22 protein-coding genes are annotated in these 24,571 nt (G+C 61.0%); 13 read left to right on the top strand and 9 right to left on the bottom strand.

Annotation, left to right across the window (positions count from 1 at the left end; all coding sequences use genetic code 11):
- Positions 1–12: 12 nt before the first annotated feature.
- Positions 13–450 carry a cysteine desulfurase sulfur acceptor subunit CsdE gene (gene csdE, locus ACLH1I_RS12870; protein WP_048295494.1) on the bottom strand — a complete coding sequence of 146 codons (438 nt, stop codon included), beginning with the start codon at positions 448–450 and terminating at the stop codon, positions 13–15.
- Positions 450–1,655: a cysteine desulfurase CsdA gene (csdA, locus tag ACLH1I_RS12875; RefSeq protein ID WP_151629047.1), complete on the bottom strand. Its 1,206-nt coding sequence runs from the start codon at positions 1,653–1,655 to the stop codon at positions 450–452. Before csdA ends, csdE begins: the two co-directional genes overlap by 1 nt.
- Before the next feature lie 197 nt (positions 1,656–1,852).
- Between csdA and ACLH1I_RS12880 the strand changes: the two genes are divergently transcribed.
- From ACLH1I_RS12880 to rlmM, 4 genes are all read left to right on the top strand, one after another.
- Positions 1,853–2,077 (top strand): YgdI/YgdR family lipoprotein, encoded by a 225-nt coding sequence (locus ACLH1I_RS12880; RefSeq protein ID WP_002915549.1) that lies wholly within the window; start codon positions 1,853–1,855, stop codon positions 2,075–2,077.
- Positions 2,078–2,428: 351 nt separating this feature from the next.
- The gene (gcvA, locus tag ACLH1I_RS12885) at positions 2,429–3,346 is read left to right on the top strand and encodes a glycine cleavage system transcriptional regulator GcvA (protein WP_002915545.1); all 918 of its coding nucleotides are present in this window, start codon (positions 2,429–2,431) and stop codon (positions 3,344–3,346) included.
- A 19-nt stretch (positions 3,347–3,365) separates the two neighbouring features.
- A complete protein-coding gene (locus tag ACLH1I_RS12890; protein WP_002915543.1) occupies positions 3,366–3,761 on the top strand; it encodes a DUF423 domain-containing protein in 396 nt (131 codons plus the stop codon).
- The gene (gene rlmM, locus ACLH1I_RS12895) at positions 3,754–4,854 is read left to right on the top strand and encodes a 23S rRNA (cytidine(2498)-2'-O)-methyltransferase RlmM (protein ID WP_004205518.1); all 1,101 of its coding nucleotides are present in this window, start codon (positions 3,754–3,756) and stop codon (positions 4,852–4,854) included. Before ACLH1I_RS12890 ends, rlmM begins: the two co-directional genes overlap by 8 nt.
- Positions 4,855–4,906: 52 nt before the next feature.
- Here rlmM and fucR read toward each other — a convergent pair whose 3' ends face one another.
- The 5 genes from fucR to fucP form a co-directional block, all read right to left on the bottom strand.
- Positions 4,907–5,617 carry an L-fucose operon activator gene (gene fucR / locus ACLH1I_RS12900; RefSeq protein WP_004205519.1) on the bottom strand — a complete coding sequence of 237 codons (711 nt, stop codon included), beginning with the start codon at positions 5,615–5,617 and terminating at the stop codon, positions 4,907–4,909.
- 58 nt (positions 5,618–5,675) lie between these two features.
- Entirely contained in the window at positions 5,676–6,098 is a 423-nt protein-coding gene (gene fucU / locus ACLH1I_RS12905) for an L-fucose mutarotase (protein ID WP_004205520.1), read from the bottom strand.
- Position 6,099: 1 nt separating this feature from the next.
- On the bottom strand, positions 6,100–7,518 hold the full coding sequence (gene fucK, locus ACLH1I_RS12910) for an L-fuculokinase (protein WP_023319036.1): 1,419 nt from the start codon (positions 7,516–7,518) through the stop codon (positions 6,100–6,102).
- Between the two features lie 107 nt (positions 7,519–7,625).
- A complete protein-coding gene (gene fucI, locus ACLH1I_RS12915; protein WP_004205524.1) occupies positions 7,626–9,401 on the bottom strand; it encodes an L-fucose isomerase in 1,776 nt (591 codons plus the stop codon).
- A 32-nt stretch (positions 9,402–9,433) separates the two neighbouring features.
- Positions 9,434–10,744: an L-fucose:H+ symporter permease gene (gene fucP / locus ACLH1I_RS12920; RefSeq protein ID WP_032456536.1), complete on the bottom strand. Its 1,311-nt coding sequence runs from the start codon at positions 10,742–10,744 to the stop codon at positions 9,434–9,436.
- 566 nt (positions 10,745–11,310) lie between these two features.
- Here fucP and fucA point away from each other — a divergent pair.
- Entirely contained in the window at positions 11,311–11,958 is a 648-nt protein-coding gene (gene fucA / locus ACLH1I_RS12925; protein WP_002915470.1) for an L-fuculose-phosphate aldolase, read from the top strand.
- Positions 11,959–11,985: 27 nt separating this feature from the next.
- Positions 11,986–13,134, top strand: coding sequence for a lactaldehyde reductase (fucO, locus tag ACLH1I_RS12930; protein ID WP_004205528.1), 1,149 nt, complete (start codon positions 11,986–11,988; stop codon positions 13,132–13,134).
- 58 nt (positions 13,135–13,192) lie between these two features.
- Here fucO and xni read toward each other — a convergent pair whose 3' ends face one another.
- Together xni and ACLH1I_RS12940 are read right to left on the bottom strand one after the other, a co-directional pair.
- Positions 13,193–13,948, bottom strand: coding sequence for a flap endonuclease Xni (gene xni, locus ACLH1I_RS12935; RefSeq protein ID WP_023319031.1), 756 nt, complete (start codon positions 13,946–13,948; stop codon positions 13,193–13,195).
- Positions 13,949–14,044: 96 nt separating this feature from the next.
- On the bottom strand, positions 14,045–15,988 hold the full coding sequence (locus ACLH1I_RS12940) for a sigma-54-dependent Fis family transcriptional regulator (RefSeq protein ID WP_023319030.1): 1,944 nt from the start codon (positions 15,986–15,988) through the stop codon (positions 14,045–14,047).
- Between the two features lie 272 nt (positions 15,989–16,260).
- Between ACLH1I_RS12940 and ssuD the strand changes: the two genes are divergently transcribed.
- The 7 genes from ssuD (at position 16,261) to ACLH1I_RS12975 (ending at position 24,561) form a co-directional block, all read left to right on the top strand.
- Positions 16,261–17,433 (top strand): FMNH2-dependent alkanesulfonate monooxygenase, encoded by a 1,173-nt coding sequence (gene ssuD, locus ACLH1I_RS12945; protein ID WP_004205532.1) that lies wholly within the window; start codon positions 16,261–16,263, stop codon positions 17,431–17,433.
- A gap of 46 nt (positions 17,434–17,479) precedes the next feature.
- On the top strand, positions 17,480–18,877 hold the full coding sequence (locus tag ACLH1I_RS12950; protein WP_151629049.1) for an FAD/NAD(P)-binding protein: 1,398 nt from the start codon (positions 17,480–17,482) through the stop codon (positions 18,875–18,877).
- A 73-nt stretch (positions 18,878–18,950) separates the two neighbouring features.
- Complete coding sequence (locus ACLH1I_RS12955; protein WP_198079863.1) at positions 18,951–20,357, top strand: LLM class flavin-dependent oxidoreductase; 1,407 nt, start codon at positions 18,951–18,953, stop codon at positions 20,355–20,357.
- The gene (locus ACLH1I_RS12960) at positions 20,354–21,376 is read left to right on the top strand and encodes a methionine ABC transporter ATP-binding protein (RefSeq protein WP_023319026.1); all 1,023 of its coding nucleotides are present in this window, start codon (positions 20,354–20,356) and stop codon (positions 21,374–21,376) included. The genes ACLH1I_RS12955 and ACLH1I_RS12960 overlap by 4 nt, the downstream gene beginning before the upstream one ends.
- Positions 21,373–22,071, top strand: a complete 699-nt coding sequence (locus ACLH1I_RS12965; RefSeq protein WP_017899192.1) for a methionine ABC transporter permease — start codon at positions 21,373–21,375, stop codon at positions 22,069–22,071. The genes ACLH1I_RS12960 and ACLH1I_RS12965 overlap by 4 nt, the downstream gene beginning before the upstream one ends.
- On the top strand, positions 22,068–22,946 hold the full coding sequence (locus ACLH1I_RS12970) for a MetQ/NlpA family ABC transporter substrate-binding protein (protein WP_004205538.1): 879 nt from the start codon (positions 22,068–22,070) through the stop codon (positions 22,944–22,946). The genes ACLH1I_RS12965 and ACLH1I_RS12970 overlap by 4 nt, the downstream gene beginning before the upstream one ends.
- Before the next feature lie 193 nt (positions 22,947–23,139).
- Positions 23,140–24,561: an MFS transporter gene (locus tag ACLH1I_RS12975; protein WP_017899191.1), complete on the top strand. Its 1,422-nt coding sequence runs from the start codon at positions 23,140–23,142 to the stop codon at positions 24,559–24,561.
- Positions 24,562–24,571 lie beyond the last annotated feature (10 nt).

A 24,571-nucleotide genomic window follows, 5' to 3' on the forward strand; every position in this document is an offset into this window, starting at 1 on the left:
CCCGGGATGAGCTTAAACCCCAACCTCGCGGGCGGCGGCGAGCACCGCCTCGCTCAGGGCGCTGAGGCCCTGGCTGCGTGAGGCGCTGAGCTGGCCGCGCAGCCCCAGCTCGTCGAACAGCGCCAGCGGATCCTGTGCCAGCAGCTCAGCGGCGCTTTTGCCTTCCACGGCGGTTAAAAGTACTGCCAGCAGACCGCGCACAATCCTTCCTTCGCTGTCGCCAAAGAAGTGCAGCCTGCCCTCGGCGTCCTCCTCATAGCCCAGCCAGACGCGGTTCTCACACCCGGCAATCTCATGGGCCTGCGCTTTGCGCTCATCGGTCAGCGTCGGCAGCTTTTTGCCCAATAAAATCAGCTGCCGATATTTATCCTCCCACTGGTTCAGCGGGGCGAAGGTCTGGCGCAGCGTGGCGTCGGTAATGGTCGTGCCGAAGGGGTGCAGGGTCGTCATTAATCCACCAAAATTTCCAGGGCGCGATCCACCGCGTGGACCAGCGCTGCAACATCGTCTTGGGTATTGTAGGGGGCGAAAGAGGCCCGCAGCGTGCCGCTGACTCCTAAAGCCGCCAGCAGCGGCTGGGCGCAGTGCTGCCCGGCGCGCAGGGCAATGCCGGACTCGGCCAGCAGCGTCACCAGATCGCTGTGATGAATACCGTCGAACTCAAAGGCGAGCAGGCTTGACTGCTGGCAGCGGAAAGAGCGGAAGCCCGGCCGTTTCGCCAGCGCCTCTTCCGCCAGGCTCGCCAGGCTGCGGCTCCAGTTTTCCGCCTGGCCGATATCGCTCTGCGCCAGCCACTCCAGCGCGGCGCTGAGGCCGATAACCCCGGCGACATTGGGCGTACCGGCCTCAAGGCCATAGGGCGCCGGCTGTGGCGTAAAGCCGTCAAAGCTGACCTCGGCGATCATCTTCCCGCCGCCGAGCCAGGGCGACATCGCCGCCAGCAGTTCGCTTTTGCCGTACAGGGCGCCGATCCCGGTCGGGCCATACAGCTTATGGCCGGAAAAGGCGTAAAAATCGATATCCAGCGCCTGCACGTCCGCGGGGAAATGCACCGCCCCCTGCGCGCCGTCGACCATCACCACCATCCCGGCGGCGTGAGCAAGGCGGATGGCCTGAGCCAGGTCCGGGCAGCCGCCGGTGACGTTGGACATCTGGCCGATGGCCAGCACCCGGCTGCGCGGGGTGATGAGCGCGCTGAGGCTGGCGATATCCGGCAGGCGGTCGGCGCCGAGCGGCAGCTTGACCACTCTGGCGCCGGTTTGCCCGGCCACCATCAGCCAGGGCACGAGGTTGGCATGATGCTCGGCTTCGCTAACGAGAATTTCATCGCCAGGCTGCAGGCGCGGCCGGACGTAGCTCTGCGCCACCATATTGATGGCCTCGGTGGTCCCCCGCGTCCAGACGATATCTTTGCCGCAGGGGGCGTTCAGCCACGCCGCCACGCGCTCGCGGGCCGCCTCATAGCGCTCGGTCAGCCGCTGGGCGGCGGCGAATTGACTGCGGTGGACGTTGCCGGCGCTCAGGCGATAAAACTGGTCGCTGGCGTCGATCACCGCCTGCGGTTTGAGCGCCGTCGCCGCGCTGTCGAGATAGACGCCGGCATCGGCCAGAGCCGGAAACTGCGCGCGAAAGTGCGCAGGGTTGAATGCGTTCATGGAATTCCTCGTATCAATACCGCGATCGTCGCGCAATTTGTCGGGCGTGACAAGGCCTCTGCGCTCTGTGGAATTGTCCGAATGTGACTCCACGTGGGTCAAAGAGGGTTATGCTGAAAAGTGTTGGGTTTGTGTTTTAACCTATTACTTAACGAGTCACGAATAGTATAAATAGCCGTAAGGAGAGAAAAATGAAAATGACTAAGGCCGCTGCGATTATCTCTGCCTGTATGCTGACTTTAGGCCTGAGCGCCTGTTCCTCTAACTATGTGATGCATACCAATGATGGGCGGACCATCGTTACCGACGGGAAACCGCAAACCGATAATGATACTGGCATGATCTCGTATAAGGACGCGTGGGGCAACAAACAGCAGATCAATCGCTCTGACGTGAAACAGCTGGGTGAGCTGGACGAGTAAGGCAGTAAAAAGGCAAAAAAAAGCACCGCGCGTTGCGGTGCTACATTAAATCACTATGGACAGACAGGGTAAATGTACAGGAAGTGAAAAGGGGTAGCCTTGCTACCGGGGCCTGCAAAGACAGACCAATTGCAAACACAACAACACAACATCACAACCGTAAGCCAAAAGCTTGATGGAACACGCATTCCAAAAAAAGCTTTTCGTTCCGGCTCAGGAAGTGCCGCCACTATAGGTATTTGCTGGTAGAACCTCAACGGACAATTTATAATGGCTCAGATAAAAAAAACTAATAGGTTAACCATTGTTTCCTATTTGTTAAATTGAGTTAACATCTAAGCCAGAATAACCATGTCGAAGCGATTACCTCCTCTGAATGCATTACGTGTTTTTGATGCAGCCGCACGCCATCTCAGCTTCACTCGGGCAGCCGATGAGCTTTTTGTGACGCAGGCCGCAGTCAGCCACCAAATCAAGTCTCTCGAGGATTTTCTGGGCCTTAAGCTGTTCCGTCGGCGCAATCGTTCGCTGCTGTTAACGGAAGAAGGGCAGAGCTATTTTCAGGATATTAAAGAGATTTTTTCGCAACTGACGGAAGCGACGCGTAAACTGCAGGCGCGCAGCGCCAAAGGGGCATTAACGGTCAGTTTATTGCCAAGTTTCGCCATCCAGTGGCTGGTGCCGAGACTGACAAGCTTTAACTCAGCTTATCCGGGAATCGACGTCAGGATCCAGGCGGTGGACCGTCAGGAGGATAAGCTGGCGGACGATGTCGATGTGGCGATTTTTTACGGTCGCGGCAACTGGCCGGGCCTGCGTGTGGAAAAACTGTACGCCGAATATCTGCTGCCGGTCTGTTCCCCGCTGCTGCTCACCGGCGATAAAGCATTGAAAACGCCTGCCGATCTGGCGCAACATACGCTGCTTCACGATGCGTCCCGCCGCGACTGGCAAACTTATACCCGCCAGCTTGGTCTAAGCCATATTAATGTGCAGCAGGGGCCGATTTTCAGCCACAGCGCGATGGTGCTGCAGGCGGCCATTCACGGGCAGGGCGTGGCGCTGGCCAACAATGTCATGGCGCAGTCCGAAATTGAAGCCGGTCGCCTGGTGTGTCCATTTAATGATGTTCTGGTCAGTAAGAATGCGTTTTACCTTGTTTGCCATGACAGTCAGGCAGAACTGGGTAAAATAGCCGCTTTCCGGCAGTGGATTCTGGCGAAAGCGGCAAGTGAACAAGAAAAATTCCGCTTTCGTTATGAACAATAATTACTTGTAGGGTAACAACATGACCAGCCGTTTTATGCTGATATTCGCCGCGATTAGCGGCTTTATCTTTGTGGCTCTGGGTGCCTTCGGCGCGCATGTCTTAAGTCAATCGCTCGGCGCGGCGGAGATGGCCTGGATCCATACCGGCCTGGAGTATCAGGCCTTCCATACCCTGGCGATTTTTGGTCTGGCGGTGGCGATGCAGCGTCGGATCAGTATCTGGTTCTACTGGAGCAGCGTTTTTCTGGCGTTAGGGACCGTGCTGTTCAGCGGCAGCCTCTACTGCCTGGCGCTCTCTCATTTACGCCTGTGGGCGTTCGTGACCCCGGTGGGCGGCGTGAGCTTCCTCGCCGGCTGGGTGTTAATGTTAATTGGTGCAATTCGTCTGAAACGTAAGGGCGTTGTTCATGAATAAGGTTGTCCTCTATTGTCGCCCTGGGTTTGAGAAAGAGTGCGCAGCAGAAATTACCGATAAGGCAGCCCGCCTCGAGGTGTTTGGTTTCGCCCGGGTCAAAGAAGACTCTGGCTATGTGATTTTTGAAGGCTATCAGCAGGATGATGGCGAGAAGCTGGTGCGCGATCTGCCGTTCAGCTCGCTGATCTTCGCCCGCCAGATGTTTGTGGTGGGCGAACTGCTGCGCGACCTGCCGCCGGAGGATCGCATTACGCCGATCGTCGGCATGTTGCAGGGCGTGGTGGAGAAGGGCGGCGATCTGCGCGTCGAGGTGGCGGACACCAACGAAAGCAAAGAGCTGATGAAGTTCTGCCGCAAGTTTACCGTGCCGCTGCGCGCGGCGCTGCGCGAAGCGGGCGTCCTGACCAGCTATGAAACGCCGAAGCGTCCGGTGGTGCATGTGTTCTTTATCGCCCCGGGCTGCTGCTATACCGGCTACTCGTACAGTAACAATAACTCGCCGTTCTATATGGGCATTCCGCGGCTGAAGTTTCCGTCCGACGCGCCGAGCCGCTCCACCCTCAAGCTGGAAGAGGCGTTCCACGTCTTTATTCCGGCGGACGAGTGGGACGAGCGACTGGCGAACGGCATGTATGCCGTCGACCTCGGCGCCTGCCCGGGCGGCTGGACCTATCAGCTGGTGAAACGCAACATGTGGGTCTCTTCGGTCGATAACGGCCCGATGGCCCAGAGCCTGATGGATACCGGCCAGGTGACTTGGCTGCGTGAAGACGGTTTCCGCTATCGTCCTAACCGCAATAACATCTCGTGGATGGTCTGCGATATGGTGGAAAAGCCAGCGAAAGTGGCGGCGCTGATGGCGCAGTGGCTGGTCAACGGCTGGTGCCGGGAGACCATCTTCAACCTCAAGCTGCCGATGAAAAAGCGCTATGAAGAGGTGTCGCAGAATCTGGCCTACATTCAGGCCCAGTTGGACGAGCACGGCGTTAACGCCCAGATCCAGGCGCGTCAGCTGTATCACGATCGTGAAGAGGTGACCGTTCACGTGCGTCGCCTATGGGCCGCCGTTGGCGGACGTCGCGACGAGCGTTAATCACTCACCCTGAGGCCAGAGACGCGCATGTCCTCTGGCCTTCGCCGCATGCTTAAGGCTGCGGCGCATCCGACACAATATGCGTCACCTCATCAAGATGACCAATCCTCGCTTCGCCGGAGCGGTTGAACTTGCTTTTGTCGATCAGCAGCAGCGACTGCGCCGCTCGCTTAAGCAGGATCGATTTGAAGTCGGCATTGAAGGCATTGGAGTCCCACAGCGCGCCCTGCGGGTCGATGCCTTCGCAGGAAAAAATAAACAGATCGATCTCCAGCGATTTCAGCTGGGAAATCAGCGCCGGGTTAACGTAGCAGCCATATTTCCGCTGCAGAGTACCGCCGGAGCAGGTGAGCATGATCTGGTCGCGTTTAGCCAGCTCCTGACAGATGGGCTGGCTGTTGGTAAAGACGTGCAGCGGGCGGTCCGGCAGCTGGCGGGCGAGATACCAGCAGGTGGAGCTGGCATCGAGGGCGATGACCATCCCTTCGTCAATCCAGGCCAGCGCTTCGCGGGCGATATCGGCTTTATGCGCGTAATGGCTTTTCAGCCGCATGTGAAAAGGGTCGCCGCTGTCCTGGCTGCGCTGGTGGATCACTTTAGCCCGGCCGTGGTTGCGCAGCACTTTGCCCTGCGCCTGCAGCTCGCTGAGATCGCGGCGAATGGTTTCCCTGCTGACGTTGAGCTGTTTTGACAACGTTTCGGTGGTCAGGCTGCTGTGGTTGATCAGGAGATCGACGATCGCCTGCTGGCGGGCCGCTTTCATTTATTCTCACCCCATTATTGATTGAGCGTCTGCATCAGGCAGACGCTCCGGCATGAGATTACGGCGTGACTCCTTTTTTTAAAAGGATATTTCCGTACTTAGCGCACTCTCCTGTGATAACGATCGCAAAGGCTTTTTGCGCCCGGTCGTAGAAGGCAAAGCGGTCAATCCGCACGATATCCGGGCAGGGGACCTGCGCCGAAAGCGCCTGCCGATAGCGCTGTTCCACCGTCGGGTCGAGCGCATCGCCTTCGACGGCGGCCATCATCACCAGCGGCGGCGCATAGCTGTCTAACTCGAACAACGGGATAATCGCCTGCAGCAGATCGCTGACCCGCAGGCCGTCGGCCCGAATCACCTGCGGACCCATGCTGTGCGCCGGGAAGTGGGCATCGGAAAAAATAATTTCATCCCCATGGCCCATTTCGGCCAGCACTTTCAGCAGTTCCGGCGATATCAGCGGGGAAATGGTTTTGAGCATCTCAGGCTTCCTCTGTTAATTCAGGTTCAGTTTGCGGCCAAAAATAGCGGTAGCGGTACGCGACCTGCGCTCTGGCCTGTTCCGGGGAAGAGAACTCGCCCACGCCATACCAGCCAAACATCGCCGCGCCGGCCACCGTGGTTTCGGCATCGTCGAGAACTTTGATCGGTATTCCCAGCCGGTCAGCCTTGATCTGGTTCCACAGCGCGTTGCGGCTGCCGCCGCCGACCAGCAGCAGCTCTTGCGCCCGGAAGCGGCCGATGTTTTCCAGGGTTTGCAGATGCTTCGCCAGCTGGTCGCTTAACCCCTCCAGCGCGGCGCGGTAAAAATGGCCGCGGGTGGTGTTGAGCGTGACGCCCTGCCAGCCGGCGTGCTGGCTGGCAAGCAGGTCGCACTGCATTCTGACGCCCTGGGCACCGGGCGGGATCGCCTGCGCTTCGTCAATCAGCGTTTGCCACGGCGTGTCAGTGTTCCACAGTAGCTTGCGCACCCACTCGAGCACGCCGGAGGCCAGCCACTGCATCCCCGGGTTATAGCGTCCCGGCTGGCTGTCCAGCTCGCAAGTGGAGCCGCTGTAGTCGCAGAGCAGCGAGGTGTCGACCTGCGCGCTGCGCACCATCAGGATCTCCCAGGTCCCTGAGGAGAGCACCGGCTCATCCTGCCCGGCGCCGGCGCCAAACAGGGCGAACTGGGTGTCGTGCCCGGCCGAGATAACCGGGACCCCGACGGGAAGGCCCAGCAGCGCAGCGGCCTCCGGCAGCAGGGCGCCGATCGGCTGGCCTGCTTCAACCAGCTGCGGGAACAGGCGGCGCGGCAGGCCGGTCGCCTGCAGGATCGGCGCGCTGAAATCGCGCTGCCGGAGATCGAGCATCTGGCTGGTGCCCGCCATGGTGAGGTCGGTGGTGAACTCCCCGGTCAGTCGATGGTTGATCAGCGACGAAATAAACAGCCAGGCATGGGCCTGCGCCAGCAGCTGCGGGTGGTTCTCTTTCAGCCAGATCAGCTTATACAGGGTGTTGAATGCAAAGGCGCCGACGCCGGCGATTTGCTGCAGCTGGCGCGCGGACATATACCGGCTGATGGTGTCCATTACCGCCGCGGTGCGCGGGCATTTCCAGCTGATTATCGGATACAGCAGCGCACCCTGCTCATCCACCAGCGCGCCATCGACGCCAAAGGTCGTGACGGTGATGCCGCGCACCGTGCAGGAGGCCAGCTGGTCATGGATCTGCCGACAGCAGTCGGCAAAGCGCTGCATAATGGCCTCCAGCGACCACTGGTGCCAGTCGCTTTTTTCCGCCGCAATGTCGCTGGCGTTCGCCGTTGCGGCGCGGGCGATAATGTTCCCCTGTCGGTCAACGGCCATCGCCCGCACGTTCGTGGCGCCGCAGTCGAGGACCAGGATTACGTCTTGCTTCATAGTGACTCCCGAAACAACATTGCCGAATGGCGCGGCGCTTATCCGGCCTACAAACAGCGCGCGTCTGTAGGCCCGGTAAGCCTGCGCCTCCGGGCGAAACCAACCTGTTAACGCTTATACAGCGGCCCGTAGTTCTGGCAGGCGCGGTAGTCCTGGCCTTCGATGTCCATACCGTGCGCGGCCCAGGCGGAGGGGCGGTAGATTTTCGCCGCTTCCACGTTGTGCATGCAGACCGGAATACGCAGCATGGCGGCGAGGGTAATGAAATCCGCGCCGACATGGCCGATGGTCAGCACGCCGTGGTTGGCGCCCCAGTTAGCCATGACCGAGTACACATCGCTGAACGGGCCTTTGCCGGTCAGGCGCGGGGCAAACCAGGTGGTGGGCCAGGTGGAGTTGGTGCGGGCGTCGAGCTGGTCGTGCATCGCTTTGGGCAGCGCCACGCTCCAGCCTTCGGCGATTTGCAGTACCGGTCCCAGGCCTTTGATGATGTTCACCCGGGTCATGGTGAACGGCACGCCGCCTTCGGTCAGGAAGCGGGAAGAGAAGCCGCCGCCGCGGAAGTATTCATGGATCGCCGGGCACCATTCGGTGGCCGCGAGGCAGGCATCCGCCTCGTTCTGCTCAATCTCCCAGTGAGGTTTCATCGTTGGGTTGCCCTGCGCGTCGCGCTGCTGGCAGGAGCCGTCCAGCGCCGCGGAGCCGGAGTTAATCAGGTGAATGATGCCGTGCTCCGCCCGGCCGGTGAGCGGCTGCCCGGTGACGCGCTCTACGGCCTCCGGCGACCAGTAGGTGCGCACGTCGGCAAACACCTGGGCGGTGCCGGTGAGCTGGTGGCCCATCAGCATGGCCACGCCGTTGAGGCTGTCGTTTTCGGTGGCGACGACGAACGGCTCGCGCACGCCGTTCCAGTCAAAGGAGCTATTGAGCAGCGCTTCGGCGGTATCGCCATTGGGGTATTGATCGGTCCAGTGACGCTGGCCCTGGAAGCCGGCGGCGATGGCGTTGTAGCCCAGCGACTCCTCCACCAGCCCTTTTTCCGCCAGCTTCGCGTTGCCCTGCATCATGTCGCGGATGCACATCGCCATCAGCAGGCTCTCTTTCAGCACCGCGCGGCTCTGCGCCTCATTGCGCTTATACTGCTCGGCGTTCTGATCTTCGCCGTAGCGGAAATGTTTATCCGCCCACGCCAGCGCCATCTCCAGCTCGATTTCATCATAGATTTTCTGATCGATTCGCCGGCGCAGCTCCGTCATGTCGACAGCCTGAACCTTCATCCCGAGCCAGGATTCAAAGAAGTTGTGGTCGACGATGGAGCCGGCGATGCCCATTGAGACGCCGCCCAGCGACAGATAACTTTTCCCTTTCATACTGGCGACCGCCAGGCCAGCGCGAGCGAAGCGCAACAATTTTTCTTCGACATCCGCCGGGATCGAGGTGTCATCGGCATCCTGCACATCATGCCCGTAGATGGAGAACGCCGGGATCCCTTTCTGGCTGTGGGCCGCCAGCGCCGCGGCCAGATAGACCGCTCCCGGACGCTCGGTGCCGTTGAAGCCCCAGATGGCCTTCGGGCGCAGCGGATCCATATCGATGGTTTCGCTGCCGTAGCACCAGCAGGGGGTGACGGTGATGGTGACGCCAACGTTCTGGCTGCTGAATTTCTCTTCACAGGCGGCCGACTCGGCCATGCCGGCGATGCAGGTATCGGCGATCACGCACTCCACCCGGGCGCCGCAGGCATGGCGCAGCTTCTCACTGATAAGCGCGGCGGTGGCTTTCGCCATGTTCATGGTTTGCGCTTCCAGCGATTCGCGAACCCCCATGCGACGACCATCGATTACCGGGCGGATACCGATCTTCGGTAAGCTGATTTTTTTCATTACAGATCCCTCAGGTTATGCGGATAACAGGTTTAGTTCGTCGCCGCTTGCGAGCGGAAACGGGCAAAAATAAAGATGATGGCGAAGCACAGCGCCGGGACCAGTTCGGCGGTCGGGATATTGCCGGCGGCGTCGCTGACAAAGCCCATCACCGGGGTGACGATCCCGCCGCCGATGATGGTCATGACGATAAATGACGAGCCATATTTGGTGTCCTGGCCCAGGTGCTTAATCCCCAACGAGAAGATGGTCGGGTACTGAATGGACATAAAGGCGCTGCACAGGGTCAGGGCCAGCAGACCGACGTGGCCGCCGCTGAAGGCGGAGAGCAGACAGAGCAGCATGGCGATAAGCGCATAGACCGCCAGCACGTTATGCGGCGCGAAGCGGCGGATCAGCCAGGTGCCGGTGAAACGGCCAATAAAGAAACAGACCATGGTGCCGGTCAGGTAGTTGGCGGCGAAACCGGCCGTCATGCCCGGGATCTCTTCGACAGCGTAGCGAATCAGATAGCTCCAGCAGGCGGTTTGCGCACCGACATAGCAGAACTGAGCCAGTACCGCCCAGCGCCAGTGGCGGATGCGCATCAGGCGCGACAGCGAGGCGAGAAACGTGCTCTGCGCGCTGTCGCTGTGGTCATCGCTTTGCAGCGACGGGAAACGGGTACAGACGATCAGCAGGGCGACCAGCAGCACGATGGCCACGATAATCATATAGGGGGTTTGTACCGACAGGACCAGGCTGTGCTTCCAGGCGCCGAGCTGCTCTGGCGTCATTTTATCCAGCACCTCCTGCGGCTGATGCGGGACGTTGGACAAAATAAGGCTCTGGCCAAATACCACGGCAATAATGGCGCCAAATGAGTTAAAGGTCTGGGCCAGATTCAGGCGGAAGTGACCGCCGCTTTCCGGACCGAGGACGGTGACAAATGGGTTGGCCGCAGTTTCCAGACAGCCAAGCCCGGCGGCGATAATAAATAACCCAATCAGGAATAAGGTGTAATTCATTACTTCGGCGGCAGGCCAGAACAGCGCGGCGCCACAAGCATATAAAAACAGACCCGTAAGAATGCCGGCTTTATAGCTGAGTTTTTTCATCAGCATCCCGGCGGGGATGGGAATAATAAAATAGCCAAAATAAAAAGCCGACTGGATTAATCCGGCCTGAAAATTAGTCAGGGTAAAGGCCTGTTGAAACTGCGGTAATAAAATATCATTGAGATTATTGGCCACGGCCCACAGAAAAAAGAGGGAGCACAGCAGAGCAAAAGGAATAATGTAGCTCTTACTTTGCCCGCTCTCCATGGCGCGGTAACTTTGCGTTGGTATCGTTGTGTTTCCCATAGCGTCCTCATCAGTTCAGAAGCATTTACAACAGCATTCAGGGCGCAGTCTGGTGCTGCAGCAGACCGCAAAATTAAGTGAGCTCAGGTGACGCGCCGGTGAGTGAAATGAAAGTCACGGCGGAACTCATGGCTTCATTTTCAAATAAAAACCGCCTGTTAATATGATGAGGGTCACACTTAACGCTCTGTGGACCATTTTATGTGATAATTGTCACTTTAATTTTTCAAAATGACTGACCGTTTGAGGAAATAAATTCACAAAACCACAACGCCAATGACCGATTGAATATATATCGTGGAAAACGGGCAAATGTTACAGAAAAATAAAATGCCCGCTTGAAGAAATATTTTTAAGAACGGGCATTTTCAACATCCGCTTAACCAGTTACATCCCTTTTTTTATGATGGAATAATTGACGTGGTTCACAAAATATAGCGATGGAAATTCCCCTGCGATTATTCAGGCTGAAGATGGAGATCATTATTCAACCTATCCCACGGTCGCCAACAATAATTATGTTGCCCTGCCGTTGACGGATGATGAGTCGCTAAAAGAGGAAAACAATGGAAAGAAACAGACTGGCCCGGCAGATTATCGATACCTGCCTGGAAATGACCCGCCTGGGGTTAAATCAGGGGACCGCCGGCAATGTCAGCGTGCGCTATCAGGGGGGGATGCTGATCACGCCCACCGGCATCCCGTATGAAAAACTGACGGAAGACAAGATCGTCTTTATTGATGCCGACGGTCAGCATGAGCAGGGAAAACTGCCCTCCAGCGAATGGCGTTTCCATCAGGCGGCCTACCAGACGCGGCCCGATGCCCAGGCGGTAGTTCACAATCACGCAGTCCATTGTACGGCGGTGTCGATCCTCAACCGACCCATTCCGGCCATCCACTATATGATCGCCGCCGCCGGCGGGAATTCGATCCCCTGCGCGCCCTATGCCACCTTCGGCACCCGCGAACTGTCTGAGCATGTCGCGGTGGCGCTGAAGCACCGCAAAGCCACGCTGCTGCAGCATCATGGCCTGATCGCCTGCGAGGCCAGCCTGGAGAAAGCGCTCTGGCTGGCGCATGAAGTGGAAGTCCTGGCCCAGCTCTATCTCAGCACCCTGGCGATTACCGACCCGGTCCCCGTGCTGGATGACGAGGCGATCGCCATCGTGCTGGAGAAGTTTAAAACCTACGGATTACGCATTGAAGAGTGATGCCGCAACCCTAACAGGAGAGACGCGATGGCAAATCGAATGATCCTCAACGAAACGGCGTGGTTTGGCCGGGGGGCGATAAACGCATTAACCGATGAAGTGATGCGGCGCGGTTATCGCAAGGCATTGATCGTGACCGACAGGACCCTCGCGAAGTGCGGCGTGGCGGCAAAAGTCACTGACAAACTGGACGCCGCCGGGCTGGCATGGGACATGTTCAGCGACGTGATCCCGAACCCCACCATCGCCGTGGTTCAGCAGGGGTTGCAGGCCTTTCAGCGCAGCGGGGCGGATTACCTGATCGCCATCGGCGGCGGTTCGCCGCAGGATACCTGTAAGGCGATCGGTATTATTCAGCGTAACCCGGCGTTCGCCGATGTCCGCAGCCTGGAGGGGCTGTCGCCCACCCGTCAGCCCAGCGTGCCGATCTTCGCGGTGCCGACCACCGCGGGGACCGCGGCGGAGGTGACGATTAACTATGTCATCACCGATGAAGAACAGCGGCGCAAATTCGTCTGCGTCGACCCGCACGATATTCCGCAGGTGGCCTTTATCGATGCCGATATGATGGACGCCATGCCGCCGGCGCTGAAGGCGGCCACCGGCGTGGACGCCCTGACGCACGCTATCGAAGGGTACCTCACTCGCGGCGCCTGGGCGTTGACCGATGCGCTGCACCTCAAGGCCATCGAGATCATCGCCGGCGCGCTACGCGGCTCGGTTGCCGGCGACGCCGGAGCGGGGGAAGCTATGGCGCTCGGCCAGTATGTGGCGGGAATGGGATTTTCCAACGTCGGGCTTGGCCTGGTGCACGGCATGGCGCATCCGCTCGGCGCTTTTTACAACACGCCGCACGGCGTGGCGAATGCCATCCTGCTGCCGCACGTGATGCGCTTTAATGCTGAGGCGACCGGGGAAAAATATCGCGATATCGCCAGGGCGATGGGCGTCAAAGGGGAAGCGTTAAGCCTGAGCGCCGCGCGTCTGGCGGCGGTGGAGGCGGTGTGCCAGCTAAACCGCGATGTCGGTATTCCCGGCCATCTGCGCGAGGTGGACGTCAGGAAAGAGGATATTCCGGCGCTGGCCCAGGCGGCGCTGGCGGATGTGTGTACCGGCGGCAACCCGCGCGAGGCGAGCCTGGCCGATATCGTCGAGTTATATCAGGCGGCCTGGTGAGGGGCCGGCCCGGGGGAAGCAGGCGGTGCCGCCGCGCCGGCACCACGCTCGGGTAGGGTCAGCGCGTCAGCCGCAGCTGCTGCAGATTGCCATCCAGCTGTAGGTCGGTCTGCAGGCGGGCCACTTCCCGACAGGTGAAGGCCATCTCCTGATGCGCTGCCAGCTTTTTGCGCCACTTTTCCGGGACCTCTGCCAGGCGGGCATACAGCCCCTCCAGGTCCTGAAACTCGTTCAGCAGCTGGGCGGCGCTTTTCGGGCCAATGCCCGCCACGCCCGGCACCTTCGAGCTGCTGATCCCCGCCAGCCCCCAGTAATCCGCCAGCTGCTCCGGGGTGACGCCGAACTCACTGGCGATGAAGGGGGCGTCCAGCCAGCGCTTCTGAAAGTAGTCGCGGATGCGGATGGTGGGCGACAGCAGCTGGCAGTAGCCTTTGTCGGTGGAGACAATGGTGGCCTGATGGCCCGCCTGGGCCACCTTCACCGCCAGGGTGGCGGCGAGATCGTCCGCTTCGCTGCCCGGCGAGGCCCAGCAGCGGATCCCCCGCTGTTCGAAGGCGGCCCGCAGCGCCGGCATCTCGGCGACCAGCGTATCCGGCATCGGCGCGCGGCCGGCTTTGTACTCCGGCAGGCGCTGGTGGCGCCAGCCGTGGGCGCGATCCTCATCATCAAACACCGCCACCGCGTGGGTGGGCTGACTGTGGACAATCAGCTGCTCCAGCGCATGCAGGCAGGTATCGACGCAGGGCGAACCCTGCACCGCGTGGATGCGGCGGATCAGATTTAACGCGTCGACGATTAACAGATGAACAGCCACAGATACCCCCTTATTCTCAGCGTCTTTAGGGTAACATCGCCATCGGATCGAGGCTATCTGCGCCTGAACAATCAGGAAGATAACGCGCAATTTTCGCTAACTGACCGCCATCAGCGAGCTGGCGACGCCGGGCGCGGGCTCGCCGTACCACACCGCTTCCCGCACCGGGACCGGTTTGGTGATAAGCCCGAGGGCGTAAAAGCGATCGGCGATGGTCTGCTGGGCGCGGATCACCGACAGATCCATCGGCCTTGGGCGATGGCTACGGCGGGCGAGGGCGATGCGCAGCGACCGGGCGTCAATCCCCAGCTCTGCTGACAGTAAGCGGGCCGCTTCGCCACGATGCGAGTCGATAAACTGCCCGGTGTGGGTCAGCTCCGTCAGCAGGCGGCGCATGATATCGCCGTGCTGAGCGAGATAGTCCCGTCGCGAGAGATAAAACTGATGGTTGTTGACCCGTCCTTCGCCGCTGGCGACCACCCGCAGCTCGCCGGTGTGTTCGGCGTCGCTGAGCAGCGGATCCCACATCATCCAGGCGTCCACCGCCAGATAGTCGCTGGCGGTCAGCGGGTATTTCGGCGGGGTATAGACCACCCGCACGTCGTTCAGCCCCAGCCCGGCGTCCTCGAGGATCTGCAGCAGCAGCCAGTGGACATTCGACCCTTTATTGAGGGCGATGCGTTTTCCGCGCAGATCGCTGAGCTGGCGAATGTCGCTCTCCTGCGGGACGACCATCGCCACGCTGCGCGGCGCCGGCGGCTCCCATGCCACGTACATCAGTTCGCTGTTGCTGGCCTGGGCGAACACCGGCGGCGCTTCTCCGGTGGTGCCAAAGTCGATCTCGTTGCAGGCGAGGGCGTGAAGGAGCTGCGGTCCGGCGGGAAACTCGCTCCACAGCACGTTGACGCCGAGGCTGGCGAAGGCGGTCTCCAGACTCTGGCGGGCTTTCAGGATCCCGAGGCTGCCGAAGCGCTGGTAGCCAATGCGCAGCTCGCGATCGGCCCCGGTCGCGCTGGCGAACGCCCGCGGCGGCGCAGGCGGACGGCGGCGGCTTTTGATCAGTCCGAGGTTAGCGAGCTGGGTGCGTAAGGTATGCCGACTGATCCCTAACAGCGCGGCCGCCTGGCTCTGATTATCGTCGCAATGCGCCATGGCGTGGCGGATCAGCGCGCTGGTCACCCGCTGCCACAGCGGCTCGCCGGGAAGCGCCAGCTGGTGGCGAATAAAGTCGTCCAGTTCATGATCGCTCGCCGGCGACGGGGCGTCGTTGAGCGTCGCCAGGCGCAGCTGGGCGGGGCTAATCTCCTCTTCTTTACTGAGCAGCACCGCGTTGTGCAGGGTGTTTTCCAGCTCACGAATATTACCCGGCCACGCATAGTCCATCAGCCGGGCCAGCGACTCCGGCGCCAGACGCAGGGTTGGCCGGCCGAGGCGGCGGGCATAGAGCGATAAAAAGTGGTGAGCCAGCTGCGGGATATCCTGCCGACGCTGGCGCAGCGGCGGCAGCGGCACCACCGCGATATTCAGCCGATAGTAGAGATCTTCGCGAAAGCGGCGCTCGCGGATTGCCTGGGCCAGGTCGACGTGAGTGGCGGCAATCACCCGGACATTCACTTTAATCGCTTTGCGCGAGCCGACGCGGGTAATTTCGCGCTCCTGCAGCACCCGTAACAGCTTGACCTGCAGGGGCAGGCTTAATTCGCCGATCTCGTCCAGCAGCAGCGTCCCCCCTTCCGCGGCTTCAAACCAGCCGGGCTGTCCCTGCTGCGCGCCGGTGAAGGCGCCTTTCTCATGGCCGAACAGTTCGGCTTCGGCAAGGCTCTCGGTTAGCGCGCCGCAGTTAACGGCCAGAAACGGCTGCTGGCGGCGGGGACTGTGGTGATGGAGATAGCGCGCCACCACCTCCTTGCCGGTGCCGGTTTCGCCCACGATCAGCACGGTAGCCTCCGTCGGCGCGAGCTTGTCCAGCAGGCTCTGGAAAGCCTTCGATGCCGGGTCGATCAGCGCGGGCGCGGTGGAAGGGGATTCTGGGTTCAGCATAGCGGGCCTCCGGTCGTTGACCTCCTGAACTTATCCTGCGGCGGCGGCGGAAACCAGAGGGGGAAAGGCCGACGGCTGTTGCAAATGCGCCAGCGGATGCGCGGCGGCTGCGGGATTTGCAACAGCACGACGCGCGTGGGATGTTTTCAATCCCTTGATTTTAAAAATGTAATTTTTTATTCACCATTGGCATGATTATCGCTAACACTCATATAACCAAATTAAAACTTCTCTTCGATAAATATCGGATATGGTTATATAGGAAATAGATAATGACGCAGCAAGTTCCCGACAAGATCAATGTCTTCTGGTTCTTACCTACCCATGGCGATGGCCGCTATCTGGGCACCACCGAGGGTGGACGTCCGGTCGATTTACCTTATCTGCAGCAGGTGGCGCTGGCGGCCGACAGCCTGGGTTATTACGGCGTGCTGATCCCCACCGGTAAAAGCTGTGAAGATTCGTGGCTGGTGGCCTCGGCGCTGGCGCCGTTGACCCGCCGTCTGCGCTATCTGGTGGCGGTCAGACCGGGTCTGCAGCCGCCCACTCTGGCGGCGCGGATGGCGGCCACCCTCGACCGTTTATCGGAAGGACGGCTGCTGATCAATGTCGTCACCGGTGGCGACCCGGTGGAAAACAAAGGCGATGGCATCTTTCTCAGTCACAGCGAACGCTACCAGGTGACTCGCGAATTTCTCGACGTTTACTCCCGCCTGCTGCGCGGGGAGAAAGTGGACTATCACGGGGAGCATATTCATGTCGAGGGGGCGGAAGTGCTGTTTCCGCCGGTTCAGGAGAATGGCCCGCCGCTGTACTTCGGCGGCTCTTCTGAGGCGGCTATCGATGTGGCGGCCGAACAGATCGACAGTTATCTAACGTGGGGCGAACCGCCGGAACTGGTGGCGGAGAAGCTGGCGGTGGTGCGCGAGCGCGCCGCGGCCCGCGGACGCACCCTGCAATATGGCATCCGTCTGCACGTTATCGTGCGCGAAACGGAAGAGGAGGCGTGGGCCGCCGCCGACCGGCTGATCGCCCATCTTGACGACGACACCATCGCTCAGGCGCAAAAGATCTTCGCCCGTATGGACTCGGCTGGCCAGGCGCGGATGAGCGCCCTGCATCAGGGATCGCGCGACAATCTGCGTATTGCCCCTAATCTGTGGGCCGGCGTCGGACTGGTGCGCGGCGGCGCGGGTACCGCGCTGGTGGGTAATCCTCAGCAGGTGGCGGAGCGCATCCGCGAATATCAGGCGCTCGGCATCAGCAATTTTATCTTTTCCGGCTACCCGCATCTGGAAGAGGCACACCGCTTCGCTGAGCTGGTGATGCCTCTGCTGCCGCTGGAAAACGCGGCCTCGTCGAAGGCGCGCAGCGTGAACACCGGTCCCTTTGGCGAAACCATCGGCGGCGATAAGCGCCCGGTGCGCCAGGCCAGCGCCAGCTGATGGCCAGGAGCGCGACCATGAGACAGCATACCGGAGGAGGGCGGCGATGAGTGCAGAACCGCATATCGTGATTATCGGCGGCGGCTTTAGCGGCGCTGCGGTGGCGATTGAGCTGCTGCGCCTGGCGCCGAACGGGGTGCGCGTGACGCTGCTGGAGCCGCGTCAGACTCCCGGCGCCGGGGTGGCCTACTCCACCGCGGAGCCGACGCACCGGATTAACGTCCCGGCCGCCCGTATGCAACTGACCGGTGATGAAGAGGGCGCCTTCGATCGCTGGTACCGCCGTCAGCCTGCCTTTGCCGCCGATGCGCAGGCGCTGCGCCCGGACGGTTCCGTCTACCCTCAGCGCGGCCAGTTTGGTTGCTATGTGGCACAGCGTTTTTCCGACGCCGCGGCCGCCAGCGGCGGACGGCTGCGCCACCTGCGCGATCGGGCGTTCGCTTTTCATCAGGGGACGGTTAGCACCGAGGGCGGACTGCAGCTTAAGGCCGACCTGCTGGTGCTGGCGATCAGCCATCCACCGCCTTCGCTGCCGGCGCAGGCCGAAGCCTGGCGTCACCATCCGGCGCTGATTGCCAACCCGTGGCAGCCTGGCGCGCTCGACGCTATCGCCCCGCACGCCCGGGTGGCGGTGATGGGCACCGGATTAACCATGGCCGATACGGTCGCGACGCTGGACCGGTTGGGCCACCGCGGCAGTATCATCGCCTTTTCGCGCCACGGCCTGCTGTCGCGCGGTAACCTCAGCGGCGCGGGGGCAGCATGGCCCGGCGACTATCAGCAGGGCAACTTGCGCCAGCGCCTGCGCCAGATCCGCCTCGATGTGGCGTATGCGGCGCAGCAGGGCCTGAGCTGGCAGGTGGTGCTGGATGCGGTCCGCCAGCAGGGGCAGCGGATCTGGCAGGCGCTCAGCGTCGCCGATCGCCAGCGTTTTCTGCGCCATCTGCGCCATTACTGGGATGTCCACCGCTACCGCGTGGCGCCGCAGGTCGCCGAGGTGCTGGAGGCGCGCCAGCGCACGGGCAGTCTGCAGGTGCAGGCGGCCAGGCTACAGTCGATGAGCGCTGAAGGCGAGACGCTACGTCTGACGCTGGCGCGGCGCGGCGGCGGCGTGCAGACCCTGAGCGTCGATCACCTGATCCTGACGACCGGACCCGCGCACCGTGCCCTAACCGACAGCCAGCCATTTTTACAGGACCTTGCCCGCCGCGGCCTTATTCGCGCTGATGCTCTCGGCATGGGCCTGGAGGTGGACAGCCGTTCCCGGGCAGTAGCTGATCCGCAGGTTGAGGCGCCGCCGGTGCTGGTGGCCGGTCCGGCCGCCCGCGGGCGTTTTGGCGAACTGATGGGCCTGCCGCAGGTAGCCGACCATGCCGCTGAGGTGGCGGCGCAAGCGTTACTCACGCTCGGGATCCCGCAGGACTCCCGATGTCCAGCGTACTGAATACCTCCCTTTACCTTCCCTGATTCATTTTGACGCGTGCGCCCCGGCGACGGGCCGCGCTATGGAGATTGCTATGTCATCACAACGTGAAATTCGTCTTAACGCTTTCGATATGAACTGCGTCGGCCATCAGTCGCCGGGCCTGTGGGCGCATCCCCGGGATCGCTCCTGGCAGTATAAAGATCTGGAGTACTGGGTGGATCTGGCGCGACTGCTGGAGCGCGGCAAGTTCGACGGGCTGTTTATCGCCGACGTGCTTGGCGTCTACGACGTGCTGAACGGCAGCGGCGACGCGGCGATCCGCCAGGCGACGCAGGTGCCGGTCAACGATCCGCTGGCCCTGATCACTCCGATGGCGCTGGTGACGGAGCATCTGGGCTTCGGTCTGACCGCCTCGCTGTCGTTTGAGCATCCTTACCCCTTCGCCCGTCGTCTGTCGACGCTCGACCATCTGACCAAAGGGCGGGTGGGCTGGAACATCGTCACCTCCTATCTGGAGAGCGGGGCGCGCAATATCGGCCAGCAAACTCAGACCGACCACGACACCCGCTATGACTATGCCGATGAGTATTTGCAGGTGATCTACAAACTACTGGAGGGAAGCTGGGAGGACGGGGCGGTGCTGCGTGACAGAGAGCGCAGGATCTTCAGCGATCCGCGGAAAATCCATCCCATTAACCATCAGGGACAGTTCTTTTCCGTGCCGGGGATCCACCTCTGCGAGCCATCCCCGCAGCGCACACCGGTACTGTATCAGGCGGGAGCGTCCAGCCGCGGCAAACAGTTCGCCGCCGACCATGCCGAATGCGTCTTCGTCGCTGCGCCGTCGAAAGTGCTGCTGAAGAAGACGGTGGCGGATATTCGCCGCCGGGCGGCTGAGGCCGGGCGCGATCCGCACAGCATTCTGATCTTCAATCTGCAGACGGTAATTGTTGGCGACACCGACCGCGAGGCGCAGGCGAAATGGCAGGAATATAAGCAGTACGTCAGTTATGAAGGCGCGCTGGCGCTGCTCTCCGGCTGGACGGGGATTGATTTCGGCCAGTATCAGCCGGATCAGGTGCTGAAGTATCTGCACACCAACGCCATTCAGTCGGCGGTGGAGGCCTTCTCCACTGCGGACCCGAACCGGCAGTGGACGGTGCAGGCCCTGGCCGACTGGGCCGGTATCGGCGGCTTCGGCCCGCTGGTGGTCGGCAGCGCGCAAACCGTGGCGGACGAACTGCAGTCCTGGGTCGAAGAGACGGATGTCGATGGCTTTAACCTTGCCTATGCCGTCACCCACGAAACCTTCCGCGACGTCGTCGAGCTGCTGGTGCCAGAGCTGCAAAAGCGCGGCGTCTTTAAGCAAGAGTACCGTGAGGGGACCCTGCGCGAAAAACTGTTCGGCGCCGGTCCGCGTCTGGCCGCGCCTCACCCGGGCGCCAGCTACCGACGCGATGCGCGCACGGCGGCATCGGTAGAGGAGAAGGTGACATGATCGCTATCGATGATCTGCATAAAAGCTACCGCACGGCGGATGGCCGGCTCAGCGCGGTGCTGAAAGGGCTATCGCTGCAGGTGCCTGAGCGCTCCATCACCGCGGTGGTGGGGCCGAGCGGCGCCGGTAAATCAACTCTCGCGCGCTGCATCAGCCTGCTGGAGCGCCCGGACAGCGGCAGCATTCGTATCAATGGCCTGGATCTGTCGGTGCTGTCCGGCGAGGCGCTGCGCCGGGAGAGGCGGGCGATTGGCACCGTTTTCCAGTCTTCGGCGCTGCTGAGCCGCAGGACCGCCTGGGAGAATGTCGCCCTGCCGCTGGCGTGGCTTGGCGTGGTGGAGCGCGATATCAAGGCGCGGGTCGGTGAGCTGCTGGAGAGCGTCGGCCTGAGCCACAAAGCGGATGCCTGGCCGGCCCAGCTCTCCGGCGGCCAGCGCCAGCGGATCGCCATTGCCCGCGCGCTGGCGCTGCGCCCGTCCGTTCTGCTGGCGGATGAAGCCACCTCCGGCCTCGATCCTCAGGCCACGGCCTCGGTGCTGACTCTGCTCAAGCGGCTGCGTGATGAGTACCAGTTGGCGATCGTCCTGATCACCCATGAAATGGACGCCGTGCGCTCGGCGGCGGATGCGGTGGCGGAGATCCGCGACGGGACGATCGTCCAGTACGGGCGGCTCGAAGATCTGCTGGCGCGTCCCGATTCCCTGCTCGGCCAGCAGCTGTTGCCGCTGACGCCGGCGGCAGCGGCCCACAGCGATTTGCTGCTGCGTCTGAGCTACCGCTGGGATGTGCCGGTGGCCACCGACTGGATCAGCCGCCTGAGCCAGCAGTGGGCGCTGCAGATCGATCTTCTTGGCGGCCACGTCGAGGTGATTAACGGTCGACTGGCCGGTCGTCTGCAGGTTGGAGTGCGCTTTCAGGGCGAACGCCTGTCGCCCGCGCGGCTGCAGGGCCTGCTGGCGCAGCTCGGCATGACGGCGGAGATCCTCGACAGCGCGCCGTTGCTCAGGGAGGCGGTATGAAACCGACAGTCATCAGCCAGGACACCCCCTGGAGCGAAATCCCTTCGCTGCTGCTTCCCGCCTATGGCGAAACCTGGCTAATGGTGGCCATTGTGATGCTGTTTGTCGTCACGCTGGGAGGGCTGGTGGGGGTGGTGCTATTTAACGCCTCGCCGCGGGGATTATTTCCGCACGCACTGCTGTACCGGCTGCTGAACTGGGTGGTCAACATGGGACGTTCGCTGCCGTTTCTGGTGCTGATGGCCGCTATTATCCCGTTCACTTACTGGCTGACCGGCACCACGATTGGCATCCCCGCCGCGGTGGTGCCCATGATCGCCGCCGGCGTCCCGTTCTTTGGCCGTCTGGTGGAGAACGCGCTGCGCGAGCTGCCGGCGGAGGTCACCGCGGTGGGCGTCGTCTGCGGTGGATCGCGCTGGCAAATCATTGCCAGCGCGCAGCTCAGTGAAGCATTGCCGGCGCTGGTGGCGGCGGTGACGCTAAACCTGGTCTCGATGATCGAGTATTCGGCTATCGCCGGGACCATCGGCGCCGGGGGCATCGGCTACCTGGCCGTGGTGTACGGCTATCAGCGCTTCGACAACCACATCATGATCGCGACGATCGTGGCCCTGATCGCCACGATCCAGGTGATTCAATTTTTGGGTGACCGCCTGGTCAACCGTTTACGCCACACGCAGGGGAACCTTGTATGACAACAGAGCAATTTGAGTTACGTAAAGCGCGGCGCTGGCCCTGGCTGGCGGCGCTGGCGGTGATTATCCTGCTCGCCATCGCTTTCTGGTGGTGGCGGGGACATACCCAAAGCCAGCAGGTGGTCTTCGGCAGCACGTTAAAAATTCACTACGAGCCGGCGATGGCCGGCGAGCAGCGGATTATTGAGTATATTAATCAGCATATTGCGCCCGATTACGGCCTGAAGCTGGAGGCGGTGGGGGTGCAGGATCCGGTTCAGGCTGACCGCGCGGTAGCGGAAGGACAGTATGCCGGGACGATCTATCAGCATCAGTGGTGGCTTAAACAGGTGGTGGACGCCAATGGCTTTGCGCTGTCGACTACGGTGCCGGTGTTCCAGTGGGCGTTTGGCATCTATTCCGACCGCTACTCGTCGGTACAGGCGTTGCCCAACGGCGCGACCATCGTGGTGCCTGACGACGGCGCCAATCAGGGACAGGCTCTGTGGCTGCTGCAGCGCATTGGTTTGATCTCGCTCGACCCGGCGGTAGAGCCGCGCACGGCGAAGCTGAAAAATATTGTCGACAACCCGCATCAGTTTGTCTTTAAAGAGCTGGATCTGCTGACCATGCCGCGGGCGTTAAATTCGGTGGATGCCGCCATCGGCTATGTCTCGCAATTTGACGCCGGGAAAGTGCCGCGTGAGAAAGGCATTTTATTCCCGCCGGCGCCGCGCACCTTTGCTTCGCAATTAGTTATTGGTACGCCGTATTTATCGCAGGAAAATATCGTCAAATTAAAACAGGCCTTTTCTGACCCACGGATCCAGACGTGGTTAAAAACCACCAACGATCCGCTGGTAAAAGACGTATTAGTTCCGGTATCGGCGGAATAAGCGTCCTGCACGACGTCTCTTTTCGTTGTTATTTACTTCCTTTTAGGATGCGCGAAAGCGCGTCCTTTTTGTGCTGGTGATTTTAATTAACTTATTGATTATATTGATTTTTATAGTATGAATTGTTGTTTTGATTCTCGCCGCTCGAGGTTTATAACCGCTGATGACCTGCACAAAATAATAAGGTGAAAAAATGAGTACATTACCAGTGGATAATCCCGGTATCGCTTCGGTACCGGTCAGTAGCGTCGGGGATGTGGCGCGGCTAATTAATTCCGGCAGGGAACAGGCGAAATATGCGCGGATGATTGTCTTCCTCGCGCTGGGGGGCGTTTTTCTCGACGCGTATGACTTAACCACGCTCTCTTACGGTATTGATGACGTCGTGCGTGAATTTCAGCTCTCGCCGCTGCTGACCGGCCTTGTGACCTCCTCCATTATGGTCGGGACCATTGTCGGCAATATTATTGGCGGCTGGCTGACCGATAAATATGGTCGCTATTCGGTGTTTATGGCCGATATGTTCTTTTTCGTTATTTCGGCTATCGCCGCCGGGCTGGCGCCAAACGTCTGGGTGTTGATTGGCGCTCGCTTCCTGATGGGCATCGGCGTCGGCATCGACCTGCCGGTGGCGATGTCCTATCTGGCCGAGTTTTCCCGCTTTGCCGGCAAAGGCAACAAAGCGGCTCGCCTCGCGGCGTGGTGCCCGATGTGGTACGCCGCCTCAACCGTCTGCTTTCTTATTATCTTCGGTCTCTATTTCCTGTTGCCGCAGGAGCATCTTGACTGGCTGTGGCGCGCCTCCCTGCTGTTCGGCGCCGTGCCGGCGCTGCTGATTATCGCCGTCCGCAGCCGGTTCATGAACGAATCCCCGCTGTGGGCGGCAAACCAGGGCGATCTGACCTCTGCGGTGCGCATCTTACGCGACTCCTGGGGGATCCATGCCCATGAGGTCCCGACGGCGAAGCCGGCGCCGGCGCCGAAAGTGAGCTTTCGCGTGCTGTTCGAAAAACCCTACCGTGAGCGGACTATCGTCGCCGGGGTGATGAATATCTGTATCTCCTTCGAGTACACGGCGATTGCCTTTTTCCTGCCGTCAATTCTTGCCCAGTTTCTCGGGGCTGGCGTCTTCGAAACTATTTCGGCATCACTGGGGCTGAACGCCCTGTTTGCCTTTACCGGCGGGCTGCTTGGTATGCATCTGGCGTGGAAATATCCTTCGCGTCATGTGGCGATAGCCGGCTTTGCCCTGCAGTTTGTGGCGCTGATTGTGCTGGCGCTGGTGGGGCAACCGCACGCGACGGCAGGCATCGTACTGGCCATCGCGATGCTGGGACTGTGGCTGTTCGCCGAAGGATTTGGCCCGGGGGCGCAGCTGATGATCTACCCGGCGCTCTCCTATCCCACCGCCATTCGCGCCACCGGGGTCGGTTTCAGCCGGGCGCTCTCCGGGATCGGCAGCGCGCTGGCGCTGTTTATTCTGCCGCTGCTGCAGGCCTCGCTCGGCACGCAGATGTTCTGGGTGGTCTCGCTTGCCGCCATTATTCCCATTTTCTTCCTGCTGGCGGTCCGTCATGAACCGACACGAGAAGATATTGACGCAATTCATGAATAAGGAACCGACT

Origin of the sequence: Klebsiella sp. 1SOBk10mer, from assembly GCF_046602535.1 — a bacterium.
Classification (GTDB): domain Bacteria; phylum Pseudomonadota; class Gammaproteobacteria; order Enterobacterales; family Enterobacteriaceae; genus Klebsiella; species Klebsiella quasipneumoniae.